Annotated in this window: 16 protein-coding genes and 1 tRNA gene; 11 read left to right on the forward strand and 6 right to left on the reverse strand. The window is 70.4% G+C overall.

Going from position 1 to position 16,342, the window contains the following annotated elements; all coding sequences use genetic code 11:
* The first annotated feature begins 127 nt into the window (after nt 1-127).
* On the forward strand, nt 128-1,885 hold the full coding sequence (locus ACIBPB_RS32200; protein WP_396843048.1) for a CTP synthase: 1,758 nt from the start codon (nt 128-130) through the stop codon (nt 1,883-1,885).
* Entirely contained in the window at nt 1,882-2,487 is a 606-nt protein-coding gene (locus tag ACIBPB_RS32205) for an NUDIX domain-containing protein (protein WP_396843049.1), read from the forward strand. The genes ACIBPB_RS32200 and ACIBPB_RS32205 overlap by 4 nt, the downstream gene beginning before the upstream one ends.
* 63 nt (nt 2,488-2,550) lie before the next feature.
* On the opposite strand, the gene ACIBPB_RS32210 is transcribed toward ACIBPB_RS32205, so the two are convergent.
* Nucleotides 2,551-2,805, reverse strand: coding sequence for a TM2 domain-containing protein (locus ACIBPB_RS32210; RefSeq protein WP_082159542.1), 255 nt, complete (start codon nt 2,803-2,805; stop codon nt 2,551-2,553).
* 292 nt (nt 2,806-3,097) lie between these two features.
* Between ACIBPB_RS32210 and ald the strand changes: the two genes are divergently transcribed.
* From ald to ACIBPB_RS32255, 9 genes are all read left to right on the forward strand, one after another.
* Entirely contained in the window at nt 3,098-4,213 is a 1,116-nt protein-coding gene (gene ald, locus ACIBPB_RS32215; RefSeq protein ID WP_357328034.1) for an alanine dehydrogenase, read from the forward strand.
* Nucleotides 4,210-5,217, forward strand: coding sequence for a site-specific tyrosine recombinase XerD (locus tag ACIBPB_RS32220; RefSeq protein WP_396843059.1), 1,008 nt, complete (start codon nt 4,210-4,212; stop codon nt 5,215-5,217). The genes ald and ACIBPB_RS32220 overlap by 4 nt, the downstream gene beginning before the upstream one ends.
* Before the next feature lie 253 nt (nt 5,218-5,470).
* On the forward strand, nt 5,471-6,394 hold the full coding sequence (locus ACIBPB_RS32225; protein WP_046567976.1) for a ParA family protein: 924 nt from the start codon (nt 5,471-5,473) through the stop codon (nt 6,392-6,394).
* A gap of 41 nt (nt 6,395-6,435) precedes the next feature.
* Nucleotides 6,436-7,527: a segregation and condensation protein A gene (locus ACIBPB_RS32230; RefSeq protein ID WP_396843050.1), complete on the forward strand. Its 1,092-nt coding sequence runs from the start codon at nt 6,436-6,438 to the stop codon at nt 7,525-7,527.
* 569 nt (nt 7,528-8,096) lie between these two features.
* Nucleotides 8,097-8,936, forward strand: coding sequence for an SMC-Scp complex subunit ScpB (gene scpB, locus ACIBPB_RS32235; RefSeq protein ID WP_396843060.1), 840 nt, complete (start codon nt 8,097-8,099; stop codon nt 8,934-8,936).
* On the forward strand, nt 8,923-9,693 hold the full coding sequence (locus tag ACIBPB_RS32240) for a pseudouridine synthase (protein ID WP_357328041.1): 771 nt from the start codon (nt 8,923-8,925) through the stop codon (nt 9,691-9,693). Before scpB ends, ACIBPB_RS32240 begins: the two co-directional genes overlap by 14 nt.
* Before the next feature lie 192 nt (nt 9,694-9,885).
* Entirely contained in the window at nt 9,886-10,566 is a 681-nt protein-coding gene (cmk, locus tag ACIBPB_RS32245) for a (d)CMP kinase (protein ID WP_396843051.1), read from the forward strand.
* Complete coding sequence (gene der / locus ACIBPB_RS32250) at nt 10,563-11,969, forward strand: ribosome biogenesis GTPase Der (protein WP_396843052.1); 1,407 nt, start codon at nt 10,563-10,565, stop codon at nt 11,967-11,969. Before cmk ends, der begins: the two co-directional genes overlap by 4 nt.
* A gap of 221 nt (nt 11,970-12,190) precedes the next feature.
* A tRNA-Pro gene (locus ACIBPB_RS32255) sits at nt 12,191-12,264 on the forward strand.
* 75 nt (nt 12,265-12,339) lie between these two features.
* Here ACIBPB_RS32255 and ACIBPB_RS32260 read toward each other — a convergent pair.
* The 5 genes from ACIBPB_RS32260 to ACIBPB_RS32280 all read right to left on the reverse strand — a co-directional run.
* Nucleotides 12,340-13,623, reverse strand: a complete 1,284-nt coding sequence (locus tag ACIBPB_RS32260) for a tyrosine-type recombinase/integrase (protein ID WP_396843053.1) — start codon at nt 13,621-13,623, stop codon at nt 12,340-12,342.
* The gene (locus tag ACIBPB_RS32265) at nt 13,623-13,856 is read right to left on the reverse strand and encodes a hypothetical protein (RefSeq protein WP_396843054.1); all 234 of its coding nucleotides are present in this window, start codon (nt 13,854-13,856) and stop codon (nt 13,623-13,625) included. Before ACIBPB_RS32265 ends, ACIBPB_RS32260 begins: the two co-directional genes overlap by 1 nt.
* A 117-nt stretch (nt 13,857-13,973) precedes the next feature.
* Nucleotides 13,974-14,702, reverse strand: coding sequence for a HEPN domain-containing protein (locus tag ACIBPB_RS32270; RefSeq protein ID WP_396843055.1), 729 nt, complete (start codon nt 14,700-14,702; stop codon nt 13,974-13,976).
* 3 nt (nt 14,703-14,705) lie between these two features.
* A complete protein-coding gene (locus ACIBPB_RS32275) occupies nt 14,706-15,863 on the reverse strand; it encodes a DUF262 domain-containing protein (protein WP_396843056.1) in 1,158 nt (385 codons plus the stop codon).
* Nucleotides 15,864-16,152: 289 nt separating this feature from the next.
* Nucleotides 16,153-16,342, reverse strand: a 190-nt coding sequence (locus ACIBPB_RS32280; RefSeq protein ID WP_396843057.1) for an integrase core domain-containing protein, incomplete at its 5' end; no start/stop codon positions are given.

The following is a 16,342-nucleotide window of genomic DNA, read 5'->3' on the forward strand; positions in this document are numbered from 1 at the left end:
CGACGGTGGGTGCGGCACCGGCCCGGGCCCGCGGAGGTGTTACCGTGGAATCCCGTGGATCGCGTGATCACTTGGCTGATCGGCACGGCGGTTCGCACGACCGCTACGGACGACACGGGAGCAGGCCTTGGCCCCTTCAGCACGGACGACCAGGCACATTTTCGTCACCGGGGGCGTCGCCTCCTCGCTGGGTAAGGGCCTCACCGCCTCCAGCCTCGGCAATCTGCTCACCGCCCGCGGGCTGCGTGTGGTGATGCAGAAGCTCGACCCGTACCTCAACGTCGACCCGGGGACGATGAACCCGTTCCAGCACGGCGAGGTCTTCGTGACCGAGGACGGCGCCGAGACCGACCTCGACGTCGGCCACTACGAGCGCTTCCTCGACCGGGACCTCTCCGGCAAGGCGAACGTCACCACCGGGCAGATCTACTCGGCGGTGATCGCCAAGGAGCGGCGCGGCGAGTACCTGGGCGACACCGTCCAGGTCATCCCGCACATCACCAACGAGATCAAGTCGCGGATCCTCGGCATGGGCGAACCGGACGCCGACGGCCAGGTGCCCGACATCGTGATCACCGAGGTCGGCGGCACGGTCGGCGACATCGAGTCGCTGCCGTTCCTGGAGGCGATCCGCCAGGTCCGCCACGACCTGGGCCGGGACAACTGCTTCTACCTGCACGTCTCGCTGGTGCCCTACCTGGCGCCGTCGGGCGAGCTGAAGACCAAGCCGACCCAGCACTCGGTGGCCCAGCTGCGCAGCATCGGCATCCAGCCGGACGCCCTGGTGCTGCGCTGCGACCGGGAGATCCCGGACAAGGTCAAGGAGAAGCTCTCCCTCTACTGCGACGTCGACCGGGAGGCCGTCACCGCCGCCCCGGACGCGCCGAGCATCTACGACATCCCGAAGGTGCTGCACCGCGAGGGCCTCGACGCGTACGTGGTGCGCCGGCTGGGCGTCTCCTTCCGGGACGTGGACTGGGCCCGCTGGGACGACCTGCTGGACCGGGTCCACCAGCCCCGCCACACGGTGACCGTGGCGCTGGTCGGCAAGTACGTCGACCTGCCCGACGCGTACCTGTCGGTCAGCGAGGCGATCCGGGCCGCCGGCTTCGGTCACCGGGCCCGGGTGCAGCTGCGCTGGGTGCCCAGCGACGACTGCGTCACCCCGGCCGGCGCGGCGGCCGCCCTGGCCGGCGTGGACGGCATCGTCATCCCCGGCGGCTTCGGCGTGCGCGGCATCGAGGGCAAGATCGGCACCGCCCGGTACGCCCGGGAGAACGGCATCCCGCTGCTCGGCCTCTGCCTCGGCCTGCAGTGCATGACCATCGAGGTGGCCCGGCACCTGGCCGGCCTCGACGGGGCGAACTCGCTGGAGTTCGACGAGGACGCCAAGCACCCGGTCATCGCCACCATGGCCGACCAGGAGGACATCGTCGCCGGCAAGGGCGACCTGGGCGGCACCATGCGACTCGGGGCGTACCCGGCGACGCTGACCGAGGGCTCGCTGGTCGCCGAGGCGTACGGCAGCACCGAGGTCAGCGAGCGGCACCGGCACCGGTACGAGGTGAACAACGCCTACCGGGACCAGCTCACCAAGGCCGGCCTGCGCATCTCCGGCACCTCGCCGGACGGCCGGCTGGTCGAGTTCGTCGAGCTGGACCGCGAGCTGCACCCGTTCTTCGTGGCCACCCAGGCGCACCCGGAGCTGAAGAGCCGGCCGACCCGGCCGCACCCGCTGTTCGCCGGGTTCGTCAAGGCCGCCGTCGCGTACTCCCAGGCCGACCAGCTCCCGGTCGACCTGGACGCCGGCACGGCGGGCGCCCCGACGGCGAAGCGGGCGAGCCGCAACGGCACCGCCGCCACGGCGAAGGCGGGGTCGGCGTGAGCGCGGTCGAGCACCGCTACGAGGTGACCGAGCACCGGGAGATCTGGTCCGGCCGGATCTTCTCGGTGGTCAGCGACGACGTCACCATGCCCGGCGGCGGCACCGCGGCCCGCGACTGGGTCGCCCATGTGGGCGCGGTGGCCGTGGTGGCGCTGGACGACGCCGGTCAGGTGGTGCTGATCCGGCAGTACCGCCACCCGGTCGGTCGGCACCTGTGGGAGCTGCCCGCCGGGCTGATGGACGTCAGCGGCGAGGACCTGGCCGCCGCGGCGGTACGGGAGCTGGCCGAGGAGGCCGACCTCACCGCCGGCCGGGTCGACGTGCTGGTCGACCTGCACAGCTCGCCCGGCTTCAGCAACGAGGTGGTCCGGGTCTTCCTGGCCCGGGATCTGGCCGAGGTGCCCGCCGACCAGCGGCACGAGCGGCGCTACGAGGAGGCCGACCTGCAGATCGTCCGGATCGACCTGGACGAGGCGGTCCGGATGGTGCTGGCCGGCGAGATCACCAACGCCTCCTGCGTGGCCGGGCTGCTCGCCGCCGCCCGGGCCCGGGAGACCGGCTTCGCCGAGCTGCGCCGCCCGGCGGCACCGCTGCCCCGCTGAGACCGGGGGAGGACGACGAAGGGGCCGCGCGGACACCGCGCGGCCCCTTCCGTGTGTCGTCGTTCAGTCGCGCAGCGGGCGCCCCTGGCCGTCGACGCCACCGTTGACCAGGATCAGGATGCCGTCGATGAGACCCCAGATGCCGCCGAGGCCGCAGGTCACGATGGTCACCACGAGCTGGATCACGCCGGTCTTGGTGTCGCCCATGTAGAAGCGGCCGACACCGAAACCGCCCAGGAGGATCTGCAGGATGCCCGCGACGACCTTGCTCTTGTCGGAGACGCCCTGCGGGTACTGCGCGTAAGGAGGAGTGGTCATGAGCGGACACCTTAGTGATCGACAGCCGTCCTGTCCGCACCGGCACTCGATCGGTGGGACGATATTTACCGAAGAGTGTCCTGACGGCTGAGGCGGTCTCCACCGCACAGCCCGGTTTCACTCCTGACACATCGTCAGGACGACCGGGCACCGGATGTCACAGTGCTGGCCTTCGGACCGCGTCCACGCGCCTAGACTGCCGCCGGCGGGACCGGTGGACCGCGTCGGCAATGGGGCCGCCGCGGCGCCGCGCAGTCGGGGGTGGGCAGCCCCGAAGGAAGGTGTCTGCATCGTGAAGGTCGGAATCCCCCGCGAGGTCAAGAACCACGAGTACCGGGTGGCGATCACTCCCGCGGGCGTCAACGAGTTCACCCGCCACGGCCACGAGGTCTTCGTCGAGTCCGGCGCGGGCGTGGGCTCCAGCATCACCGACGACGAGTTCGCCGCCGCCGGGGCGAAGATCCTGGCCAGCGCGGACGAGGTCTGGGACGCCGCCGAGCTGGTGCTCAAGGTCAAGGAGCCGATCGCCGAGGAGTACCACCGGATGCGCGAGGGGCAGGTGCTCTTCACCTACCTGCACCTGGCCGCCTCCAAGGAGTGCACCGACGCGCTGGTCGACCGCAAGGTCACCGGCATCGCCTACGAGACCGTCGAGCTGCCCGACCGGTCGCTGCCGCTGCTCGCCCCGATGTCCGAGGTGGCCGGCCGGCTCGCCCCGCAGGTGGGCGCCTTCTACATGATGCGCACCGGCGGCGGTCGCGGCGTGCTGCCCGGCGGCGTCTCCGGCGTGTACGCGGCGAAGACCGTGGTCATCGGGGCCGGCGTCTCCGGCATGAACGCCGCCGCCATCGCGCTCGGCCTGCAGTCCGAGGTGCTGCTGCTGGACAAGAACGTGGCCCGGCTGCGCCAGGCCGACGCCATCTACCGGGGCCACCTGCAGACCGTGGCCTCCAACGCGTACGAGATCGAGCGGGCCGTGCTCGACGCGGACCTGGTCATCGGCGCGGTGCTGGTGCCCGGCGCGAAGGCCCCGAAGCTCATCTCCAACGAGCTGGTCTCCCGGATGAAGCCGGGCAGCGTGCTCGTCGACATCGCCATCGACCAGGGCGGCTGCTTCGAGGACTCGCGGCCCACCACGCACGCCGACCCGGTCTACAAGGTGCACGAGTCGATCTTCTACTGCGTGGCGAACATGCCCGGCGCGGTGCCGAACACCAGCACCCACGCGCTGACCAACGTCACCCTGCCGTACGCCCTCGAGTTGGCCAACCAGGGCTGGCGGCAGGCGCTGCGCAACGACCCGGCGCTCGCGCTCGGCCTGAACACCCACGCCGGCCGGGTGGTCTACGGCCCGGTCGCCGAGGCGCACGGCGTGGACGTGCTGCCGCTGGCCGAGGTGATCGGCTGAGCGAGGGCAGCCCGACGACCGCGGCGCGGACGGACGGGGCCGGCGCGGAACCCGCGCCGGCCCTGCGCCGTGCCGTCCGCGGCTACCTCGACCACCTCACGGTCGAACGGGGACTGTCCGCCAACACCCTCGCCTCGTACCGGCGCGACCTGGACCGCTACCTCGCCACCCTGGCCGCCGCCGGGGTGACCGACCTGGCCGCCGTCGGCGCCGCCGAGGTCGAGGGCCACCTGGCCCGGCTGCGCGCCGGCGACGCCGACCACCCGCCGCTGGCGGTCTCGTCCGCGGCCCGCGCCGCCAGCGCCGTCCGCGGCCTGCACCGGTTCGCGCTGCGCGAGGGGATGGCCGGCGCCGACCCCAGCCGCGACGTCCGCCCGCCCACCCCGGCCCGCCGGCTGCCCCGGGCGCTGCCGGTGGACGCCGTGGTCCGGCTGCTGGAGACCGCCGGGCCGGTCACCGCCACCGGCGACGCGGCGCCCCGCACGCTGCGCGACCGGGCGCTGCTGGAGTTCCTGTACGGCACCGGGGCGCGCATCTCGGAAGCGGTCGGCGCCGCCGTCGACGACCTCGACCTGGCCGCCGGCACCGTGCTGCTGCACGGCAAGGGTGGCCGGACCCGGCTGGTGCCGATCGGCGGGTACGCCGTCGAGGCGGTGCGCGCCTGGCTGGTCCGGGGCCGCCCGGCCCTGCTCGCCGCCGGCCGGGGCACCCCCGCGGTCTTCGTCAACGCCCGCGGCGGCCCGCTGACCCGGCAGGGCGCCTGGGCGATCCTGCGCGCCGCGGCGGCCCGGGCCGGCCTGCCGGTGGACGGCCCGGACGCGGTCTCCCCGCACACCCTGCGCCACTCGTACGCCACCCACCTGCTCGACGGCGGCGCCGACGTGCGGGTGGTGCAGGAACTGCTCGGCCACGCCTCGGTCACCACCACCCAGGTCTACACGTTGGTCACCGTGGAGCGGCTCCGCGAGGTGTACGCCACCGCGCACCCGCGCGCCCGCGGCTGAGTGCGAGGAGTGAGCCGGGGTCGCGAGCCTTCGCGGCCGCGAACGGATCAGTGTCCGGCTGACCTCTTCGGACGCTGCCGGCCGCCCGCCGGCCCGACACGCCGACCCGGTACCGAACGCGCTGCTGGCGCGTGGCGTACAGTCGGCATCGGCGCGAACCTCAGAGGCGACGGACCGGGGGTGCGCAGCGGCGCCGCGAGGGACGTCGGACGGCTCCGACGCCAGGTGGTCGTCGGGAGGGGGCAACGAGGACATGGCTGGCAACGCGGACCGTGCCGAAACCTGGACGTCGGAACTCCGTGAGCAGCAGGCCTCGCTCGGCGCCGACCTCGGCCCGGCCGACCCGGCCGCCTACACCATGCGCAAGCCGATCCCGGAGCCGATGCCGACCGACCGGCACGGTCCCGCCCGGATCATCGCGATGGCCAACCAGAAGGGTGGCGTCGGTAAGACCACGACCACCATCAACCTGGGCGCCGCGCTCGCCGAGTACGGCCGCAAGGTGCTGCTGGTCGACTTCGACCCGCAGGGCGCCCTCTCCGTCGGCCTCGGCGTCAACCCGCACAACCTCGACCTGTCGGTCTACAACCTGCTCATGCAGGACGACGTCACCGCCGAGGACGTGCTGATCAAGACCGACGTGGCCGGGCTGCACCTGCTGCCCGCCAACATCGACCTCTCCGCGGCCGAGATCCAGCTGGTCAACGAGGTCGCCCGCGAGATGGCCCTGGCCCGGGTGCTGCGCACGATCCGCAAGGAGTACGACTTCATCCTGATCGACTGCCAGCCCTCGCTGGGTCTGCTGGCGATCAACGCGCTGACCGTGGCGCACGGCGTGCTCATCCCGCTGGAGTGCGAGTTCTTCAGCCTGCGCGGCGTCGCGCTGCTGCTGGACACCATCGACAAGGTGCGCGAACGGCTCAACTTCGACCTGGAACTCGAGGGCATCCTCGCCACCATGTACGACAGCCGCACCACGCACTGCCGCCAGGTGCTGCAACGGGTGGTGGAGGCGTTCGGCGACAAGGTCTACCAGACCGTGATCACCAAGACGGTCAAGTTCCCCGAGTCGACGGTGGCCGGCGCCCCGATCACCACCCTCGACCCGGCCTCCTCCGGCGCCCGCAACTACCGCCAGCTGGCCCGCGAGGTCATCGCCGCCCAGGCGGATCGGTAGCCCGAACGTCGGGTGCCCCGACCGTGGACTACGGTTCTCCGGTGACCGCACCGCCCCTCGATCCGCCCGCGCCGCACCGGGCCGACGACCCGGTGGCCGCCGCCGAGCTGGCCGCCGAGGTCGACGGTGTGGTGCCCGCCGACCCCGGCACCGTCGAGGAGGCCAGCGGTTTCACCGTCCGGCTGGACAACTTCACCGGCCCGTTCGACCTGCTGCTGCAGCTCATCAGCAAGCACAAGCTCGACGTCACCGAGGTGGCCCTGCACCGGGTCACCGACGAGTTCATCGCCTACATCCGGGCCATGGGCGACCAGTGGGACCTGGACGAGACCAGCGAGTTCCTGCTCATCGCGGCCACCCTGCTCGACCTCAAGGCGGCCCGGCTGCTGCCCGCCGCCGAGGTCGAGGACGAGGAGGACCTGGCCCTGCTGGAGGCGCGCGACCTGCTCTTCGCGCGGCTGCTGCAGTACAAGGCGTACAAGGAGGCGGCGGCGCACCTGGCCGAGCTGGAGTCGGTGGGCGGGCGCCGCTACCCGCGGGCGGTCACCCTGGAACCCCGGTACGCCGAGGCGCTGCCCAACCTGGTGCTCGGCATCGGCCCGCAGCGGCTGCTGAAGCTGGCGCTCAAGGCGATGACCCCGAAGCCGGTGCCCGAGGTCTCCATCGCGCACGTGCACATGGTCCGGGTCAGCGTCCGGGAACACGCCGCGATCATCTCCGAGCGGCTGCGCCGGGCCGGCACGGCCAGCTTCTCGCTGCTCTGCGCCGACTGCGAGATGACCCTGGAGGTGGTGGCCCGGTTCCTCGCCCTGCTGGAGCTCTACCGGCAGGGGCTGGTCGCCTTCGTCCAGGAGCAGGCGCTGGCGGAGCTCACCGTCCGCTGGACCGGCGACGCCGACGCCGACACCGAGCTGACCATCGACGAGTACGCGGGCGCCCCTGAGCCGACCGACCCCGCGTCTCCCGATCTCCCGCCCGCCCCGGCTGATGACGCCCCGCCCGTCCCCACCCCGGCTGATGCCGCGCCGGCCGCGACCACTGATTCTCCGCCCGCCTCGGCTGATGCCGCTCGGGCTGCGGCAGATGATGCAGTGCCCGCCTCGGCGGACGAGCCCGCCCCGACGCAGGAGTGACCCCGATGAGCGACGAGGAGCGCCGCGACTCGCTGGCCGACCAGGCGGCGGCCTGGATCCCCCCGTGGGAGCGCCCGACCGCGCCCAAGCCCCGCCCCGACCCCGAGCCCGACCCCGAGGCAGCGCCGGACCTTGCCGCTGCCGACGCGGCAGCGCCTGAGCCTGCTGCAGACGCGGCAGCGCCTGAGCCTGCTGCGGACCCGGCAGCGGCATCCACGACCGACGCCGCCCCGAACCCTGCCGTCGAGCCAGCGCCGAACCCTGCCGCCGATGCGGTGCCTGACCCTGCCGCCGATGCGGATTCCCCGCACGCCTTCGGCGTGGAACCCGATTTCTCCGGAGATCTTGGAAGGAAATGGCCCCTGGAGGGGCCGGAATCTTCCAAGATCTCCGAGGACGACGAGGTTCAGGCGGATCTTGGTACGGGGACGCCCCTGGAAGGGCCCGACCGTACCAAGATCTCTGAGGGAAGCGCGGGGACGGGCGGGGACGCGCCGGGAAGCGGAGCGGCGGATGGGCCGGCGGCGGCGCCGAGCGACGCGCGGGAGTCGTCCAGCGAGGCCGAGGTTGTGGCCGGCGCGGCGCAACCGAGCAGCACCGGTCAGTCAGCCAGCACCGAAGAGCCGAGTGGCGCCGGGAATCCAGCCGGCAGCGGGGAGCCGGATGGCAGCGGGGAGCCGGACGGTGGCGGGAATCCAGCCGTCAGCGGGGAGCCGGACGGTGGCGGGGAGCCGGGCGGTGGCGGGGAGCCGGGCGGTGGCGGGCAGCACGATCAGGCGGCGGGCCGGGGTGACACTGCCGGCGTACCCGATCGGCGGGGGCGACGGCGGGCGGCGCCCGCGCCGGAGCCGGCGCCCGAGCTGGACGACGCGGAGCTGCGCGGCGCCCTGGAGGCGATCCTGCTGGTGGTGGACCAGCCGGTCAGCGAGCTGACCCTGGCCCAGGTGCTGGAGCAGTCGCCGGAGCGGATCGGGCCGATGCTCGACGAGATCGCCGCCGGCTACACCGCCGCCGGGCACGGCTTCGAGCTGCGCCGGGCCGCTGGTGGCTGGCGTCTCTACACCCGCCCGGAATACGCCGGCTACGTCGAGCGGTTCGTGTTGGACGGGCAGTCCGTCCGGTTGACCCAGGCCGCCCTGGAGACCCTCGCCGTGATCGCCTACAAGCAGCCGGTGACCCGGTCGCGGATCTCCGCGATCCGGGGCGTCAACTGCGACGGGGTGATCCGTACCCTGGTCTCCCGGGGGTTGGTCGAGGAGTGCGGCACCGAAGCGGACAGCGGCGCCTTCCTCTACCGCACCACCACGATGTTCCTGGAGAAGCTGGGGCTGAACTCGGTGGACGACCTGCCGCCCCTGGCCCCTTTCCTCCCCGACGACGTAGAAGAGCTTGCCGATGCGACGCGATGACCGTGCCCCGAAACCCGACGCCCCCGTCTACGAGGGCGCCGAGCGCCTGCAGAAGGTGCTCGCCGCCGCGGGGGTGGGCTCGCGGCGCGCCTGCGAGGACCTGATCTTCCGGCGCCGGGTCACCGTCAACGGCCGGGTCGCCCAGCTCGGCGACCGGGCCGACCCGACCCGCGACGTCATTTACGTCGACGGCGAGCGGCTCCAGGCCGACGTCCGTCTGGTCTACGTGGCGATGAACAAGCCGCGCGGGGTGGTCACCACCATGGCCGACGAGAAGGGCCGCACCGAGCTTGCCGACTTCATCGGCGCGCGGCTGGAGCAGCGCGTCTACCACGTCGGGCGGCTCGACGCCGACAGCGAGGGCCTGCTCCTGCTCACCAACGACGGCACCCTCGCGCACAAGCTCATGCACCCGTCGTACGAGGTGCTCAAGACCTACCTCGCCGAGGTGGCCGGGCCGATCCCGCGCAACCTGGGCAAGCGGCTGACGGCCGGCGTCGAGCTGGAGGACGGACCGGTGAAGGTCGACGCCTTCAAGCTGGTGGGCACCCTGGGCAAAACCGCCCAGGTGGAGCTGACCCTGCACGAAGGGCGCAAGCACATCGTCCGGCGGCTGATGGCCGAGGTGGGACACCCGGTGTCCCGGCTGATCCGTACCTCGATCGGGCCGATCAAGCTCGGCGACCTGCGCACCGGGCGGCTGCGCCGGCTGACCAACGCGGAGGTCGCCGCCCTGTTCAAGGCCGTGGGTGACTGACCCCCAGGTTCGGGGTACGGCTGCCGGTAGGCTTCGACGCGGCCCGCGGGCCGGCGGGTGGCGCGGGTCGCCGCCGGCGGCATCGCGCGCGGGCGGCCCGCGCGGCGCGGGATGATTGAACGACAGACACAACCGCTCAACGGCGCCGGAGAAACCGGCGACCCGCGAGGTACGGGGCTGAGGAGGCACACGGTGGGGCAGAACGAACGGACCGGGCGGTGCGTGGTCGCGGTGGACGGGCCATCCGGTTCCGGTAAGTCCACCGTCTCGCGGCGGCTCGCCGTCGGCCTCGGGGCCCGCTACCTCGACACCGGCGCCATGTACCGGGCGCTGACCTGGGCGGTGCTGCGCTCCGGCGTCGACCTGACCGACGCCGAGGCGGTGGTCAAGGTCGCCGGCGAGGTCGACCTGCGCATCGGCACCAACCCCGAGGGGTACGGCGTGACCGTCGACGGCGTCGACGTGGCCAAGGAGATCCGCGGTCCCGAGGTGACCGGCGCGGTCTCCGCCGTGGCGGCCGTGCCCGCCGTGCGGGAGCTGCTGGTCGCCCGGCAGCGGCAGGTGATCGAGCACGCCGGCCGGATCGTGGTCGAGGGGCGCGACATCGGCTCGGTGGTCGCGCCCGACGCCGACCTGAAGGTCTACCTGACCGCCTCCGAGGCGGCCCGCGCCCAGCGGCGCAGCGCCGAGGACGCGGCCGACGTGGCGGCGACCGCGGCCGATCTGGCCCGCCGGGACCGGCTCGACTCGACCCGCAAGGTCAACCCGCTCCAGCAGGCCCCCGACGCGGTCGAGCTGGACACCACCGAGCTGGGCATCGACGAGGTCGTGGCCCGGCTGCACGCGCTGCTCAGCGAGCGGGGTGTGGCATGAGCGAGGAGATCGGCGGCTGGGTCGAGCTGCGCGAGCCGGAGGTCGACCCCGAGGAGCCGACCGGCCCGCAGCCGGTGGTGGCCGTGGTCGGCCGCCCCAACGTGGGCAAGTCGACGCTGGTCAACCGGATCATCGGCCGCCGCCAGGCGGTCGTCGAGGACATCCCCGGGGTGACCCGGGACCGGGTGCCGTACGACGCGTACTGGAACGGCCGGGCGTTCACCGTGGTGGACACCGGCGGCTGGGAGCCGGACGCCAAGGACCGGGCGGCGGCCATCGCCGCCCAGGCCGAGACGGCGGTGGCCACCGCCGACGTGGTGATCTTCGTGGTCGACGCCATGGTCGGCTCGACCGATGTGGACGAGGCCGCCGTGAAGATGCTGCGGCGCAGCGCCAAGCCGGTGATCCTGGTCGCGAACAAGGCCGACAACAGCACCATCGAGATGGAGGCCACCGCGCTCTGGTCGCTCGGGCTCGGCGAGCCGTACCCGATCTCGGCGCTGCACGGCCGGGGCTCCGGCGACCTGCTCGACGCCATCATGGCCGCGCTGCCGGAGGCGCCGAAGATCGTGGAGAACCGCCCGCGCGGGCCGCGCCGGGTGGCCCTGGTCGGCCGGCCCAACGTCGGGAAGTCCAGCCTGCTCAACCGCTTCTCCGGCGAGGAGCGGGCGGTGGTCGACTCGGTCGCCGGCACCACCGTCGACCCGGTGGACAGCCTGGTCCAGATCGGCGGGGAGACCTGGCAGCTGGTCGACACGGCCGGCCTGCGCAAGCGGGTCGGCAAGGCCAGCGGCACCGAGTACTACGCGAGCCTGCGCACCGCCTCGGCGATCGAGGCGGCCGAGGTGGCCGTGGTGCTGCTCGACGCCAGCGAGGTGATCAGCGAGCAGGACCAGCGGATCCTCACCATGGTCGTGGAGGCCGGCCGGGCGCTGGTCATCGCGTTCAACAAGTGGGACCTGGTCGACGGCGACCGCCGCTACTACCTGGACAAGGAGATCGACCGAGAGCTGCGCCGCATTCCCTGGGCGATCCGGCTGAACCTGTCCGCGAAGACCGGCCGGGCCGTCGACAAGCTCGCCCCGGCGCTGCGCAAGGCGCTCGCGAGTTGGGAGACCCGGATCCCCACCGCGCAGCTCAACCAGTGGCTCACCGCCCTGGTCCAGGCCACCCCGCACCCGGTGCGCGGCGGCCGGGCCCCCCGGGTCCTCTTCGCCACCCAGGCCGGGGTCTCCCCGCCGCGGTTCGTGCTCTTCACCACCGGCCCGTTGGACGCCGGCTACCAGCGCTTCGTCGAGCGCAAGCTCCGCGAGGAGTTCGGCTTCGAGGGCACCCCGATCGACATCTCGGTACGCCCCCGCAAGAAGCTCGGGCCGGGCGGTCGCGGCAGGGCCCACGGCTGACCCGTCCGTTCCGCCCCGCCGGGTGGCGCCGGCCTCCACCGGCCCACCCGGCACCCGCCCTCGCCCTGTCCCCGCCCCACACCCCGCCACACCAGCCTCCTAGGACGCCTTAGGGGCAGTGCGGCACGGCATCCCGCGAGGCGGGAGGGGCCAGTGCGTGCGGTGCGAAGATCCTGCGCTAAGCTGTACCGGCTGCCGCGGGGGAGACCGCGCGGAGGCATCGGGACGTGGCGCAGTTTGGTAGCGCACTTGACTGGGGGTCAAGGGGTCGTCGGTTCGAATCCGGCCGTCCCGACGCAGGTCAGAGGCCATTCGGAATTTTCCGGGTGGCCATTTCTGATCTTGTACAGCAGCGAGGTACAGCAACGGCTCATTGATCGAGGCTCTGACCGAGCTTCCGCAGGGCCTCCCGTGTCGCCTTCGATGAGACCTGGCTGTAGATCTCCATCGTGATCGAGAAGTCCGCGTGGCGCAGGATCGCCATCGCGATCCGGGGATGGACGTCCAGGTCGACCAGCAGCGAACCGCAGGTGCGTCGGGCGTCGTGGACCGTGATCTTCGGGACGCCGGCGTTGGCGATGCGGGCGTCGTAGGAGCCGTTGAAGTTCCGCGGCTCTACCGGCAGCCCGTAGCGGGTCGTGAAGACCATGTCGGTGTGGTGCCACGCCTTGCCGGCCTTCTCTCTGGCCGCCTCCTGTTGGCGGTAGCGGCGCCGCAATGCGGTGACGCAGATGGCCGGCAGCGGCAGGGGAGCGTCGGACTCCTCGGTCTTGGTGGCCCGGTGCAGCAGCCGGCCGCGTACCCGCTGGAGCTGCCTGTCGATGGCCAGGCTGATGTCGTGGTTGTCGCGGCAGTGCTCGCAGAATTCCTCGCCGTGCGGGGTGCAGCGCTTGTTCCAGCCGTTCCACTCGATGTGGTCCCACGTAAGGCCGAGGACTTCGCCCTTGCGTAGGCCGAGCACGAGGACCAGGACATAGGCGGCGTAGAGGTAGTCGTCGCTGTCGCGGGACGATTCCAGGAAGGCCCGGGCTTCCTCGCTGCTCCACGACTTTCCCTTGCGGGCGCGAATCGGTGGGAGCTTGACGAGGGCCGCGACGTTCTTGGCGACCAGCTCCTCCACGACGGCTTGGGAGAGCGCGGAGCGGAGAACAGCGCGGATTCCCTTGACCGTCCGTGCCGAGGGGAGATCCTGGCAGCAACGGCCGACCGCGCAGCATTTCCGGTTCTTCGGCGGCCGGCGTTCGTCCTTGCCCTGGGCGCAGCACTGGCAGGTCTTGGCCACCTTGTTAAGCCAGGTCTGGACCTCCCGCACGGGCAGGCGGCCGTCGAGCCGCTTGGCGCCCAGGCCGGGCACGATGTAGAGGCGGGTCAGCGTCTCGTAGGTGGCGTAGGTCAGTGGGGCGAGGTTCGGCTCCACGATCTCGGAGAGCCAGTAGGTCATGTAGTTGGCCACGGTAGGGACGTTTGTGGCGACGGGCCCGGCCTTGGCTTGCTGGTGCAGCCGGACCCACTTGTCGTGGACCTCCTCCCGCGTCTTGCCGTAGACGTATTTGCGGGCTCTTTTGCTGTCGGGCTTGGTGACCCAGACGTAGGCGGCGAAGCCGTTCCGGTACGGGAAGATGGAGCCTTCGCCGTTGGCGCGTTTGCCGGGCATCAGGCCGCCTTCTCCCGATCGATCTGGGCTTGGATGTACTCATCGATCCATTCCGGCAGGATGCGGCGGTACTTGCCGTCCTTGATCAAGGCGGCGCGCCGGGGGCCGCTCGCGCCGCCGAACCCGGGCCGGGCCGATGGCCCGCCGCCGCGCCTCTGGCCTTCGGCCGCCGCCGCGCCTCTGGCCTTCGGCCGCCAGCGCGCCGGTTCCAGCCCGCCGGCGGCGCGGAACATGACGAAGCTCTGGGCCGCTGATAACAACGGGGGCCAGGGCTTGTTGCGTCTCGTAGTCGTCACAGGGGCCGGGTTGCGAGGCGGCCTCAGTGGATTATGTCTTGGCCACGCGGATAGTCAGGGATGAAGCTGGTCCTCGAGGGAATGAGCCGCCCGGGCAACGGCAATCAAGGCGTCGACGTGGGACTCGAGCTGCACTGACAACACAACCGCCAGAGTTTCAACAAACAGCGCATTCTCGGTGAGTTCAGACCGGAGAACGTGGGCGGCATCTGCGGTGTGGGCCACTTGGTGGCGAGATAATACCAAACTCTCGAGCTTCTCCTTGCAGTAGTCGAGTGACACGGGCTGAGGCCAGACCTCGCTGAACGGTTGCGATATTCTTCCAAAGATGTCGTTGCAGCCGACAGAGTTAAACATCCGCTTGACGCAATCTGGGTCCGGATTATTCCCTGTTGAGGATAAGGCCCGGGGAAGAAATGAGTCGGCAACGATAGCCTTAGCCGCTGCAAGTACATCGGGTATTCGGTCCACCTTTTCCGACCCTCGCGTGCGGTGGTCACCTTTCATTGCCAGGTCGAGTGAGGCGTAGATGGCGACGGTCCGCAGCTTGTCGCCGTAGTGCACGAGCGGAATCCGTTCATGGCGAAGTCGGTCGAGTTGCTCCTCGAAGAGAGTCCGCAGAAAAGACTCAAAGCAGGCGACGGTAAGAACGGTGCAGGCCCCACGTAGGCCGAAACACGCGGGTCGGTCGACAACCTCCGGCGGGTCGTTGTAACGTCCCTCCATCTCTGCGAGCGCTCTTACAGCAGTAAGGGAATGTCTCAGATCCTCGAGCGCCCCCATGAGTTAGTTCACAATGGTGGCGGTCATATCGCGGACAAGCCGGATGCGGTCTCGAAAATAGCTGGGCGTGTTAGTTGCTGAGTCGATTGCCACCCGGAAGTCAGGGTGATCGAACAACTTTTTGATACCAGCGGTCAACTCGGCTTGCTTCTGCGCTAGTTTGGATACTTCGAAATCTTGCACACCGAAGATCTCTGCATCGAAGGCCGATGCGAGCACCGGCTTTCTCCACTGCGCCTTCTCTGGCATCCACCGTCGGTAGGCGTACTCCCCGAAAGCCGCAACGGACTTTTCGACGGCCTGTCTGAAGCTGACCCTGAGCTTTTCGACATCGGCAGGCGGCATCGCATGGTTCTTGGCCATAAACTCATCCAGACGGCGGCCCATGCCCCCCTTGAAGGTCTCCCAGTCATCCTTAAAGGTGAGGTACCGCAGCACGAATTCAGCGTCCCGCATCTCCTTGTAGAGGGCGGACTTATGCTTATCGCCAACACGGAGAGCTTGGTGGAAGAGGCTAGACGCTGACTCGGCGAGAATCATCTCGTTCAAGGCGCCCGGCCAAGCGCTGTTTCGGATCTCTTGGGGATTGAGGCGGATTCCTCCAGTGTTGAGCCTCTGGAATACCTGGTACTTAACGTCCGGGTCCGACTGTCGGAGAATGATGATGGCTCGGATCGCCGCTCGCGTCTCGAGAATGGTCTGTAGCGTTCCCGGCAGCTCGTCGATTACGTTGCCATTAAGCTCGGCGAATACCTCCAAGCCGGTAAGGCGAAGGCGCCCAACGAGGAAGTCGTTGATCGCTGTAAGTCGCTGCTTGCCGTCGATGACCGAATATCGCCCATATTCGTCCTCATTAAGGAAGATTGGCGGCACGGGAACGTTCATCAAGAACGACTCGATTAGTTGAGACTTTCGCTTGTCGGTCCAGCGATTCCGTCGCTGATACTTAGGAGACAAGTCGATCTTCTTGGATCGGACGAGACCCGAGAGTGAGAATAGGTTGTAGTCGACAGCGCTCGAGACTAGATCTCGCTGCTTTTCTTCCCAGAAGCCGACAGGGTCATTGCCGTACTGGTCGTCGAGCTGCGGCTCCGCCTCCTCAATGTCCCGGTCCTCCTGCATGTAGTCCTCGTCGCTCGCCTCTGGGGCCTGGTCGCTCACGGTGTCCTCCTGCTCTCGGCGGGTCTTGTGTATCAGATGAAGGCCGTCGCCGGGTGCGACGTCCGTCGGCGAGATCAACGTGGCGGGAAAGGTTAGGCCGGCCCAGGGGCGGGCCTCCGGCGGGGTCTCGGCGCTCCGGAATGATTGGCGCCATCCCGGCAGCCTCCGTCCGGGCAGAGCCGAGTGGGTGGGGCCTGCCCGGTCAAGGTCGTTCAGACGTAGGGTGCTCCACCTTGACCGGGCAGGCCCCACCCACTCCACGGTGTGCGGACGAAGGCCGACGGGATGGCTAGGTGTACTGCCCAGGGACGTTGGTCAACCTGGTGATGGGCGGTTTGCCGCCGGTTGCGGTGTGGGGCCGGTGGTGATTGTAGTGATGCAGCGAGGCGGGTAGGGCTTTGCGTCGGGCTGCTTCGGATGAGTAGAAGCGGCCGAAGGCCCAGGCGTCGGTTAGGGTGCGGTGGAAGCGTTCGACCTTG

The organism is Micromonospora sp. NPDC049836, from assembly GCF_044465125.1.
Taxonomy (GTDB): domain Bacteria; phylum Actinomycetota; class Actinomycetes; order Mycobacteriales; family Micromonosporaceae; genus Micromonospora.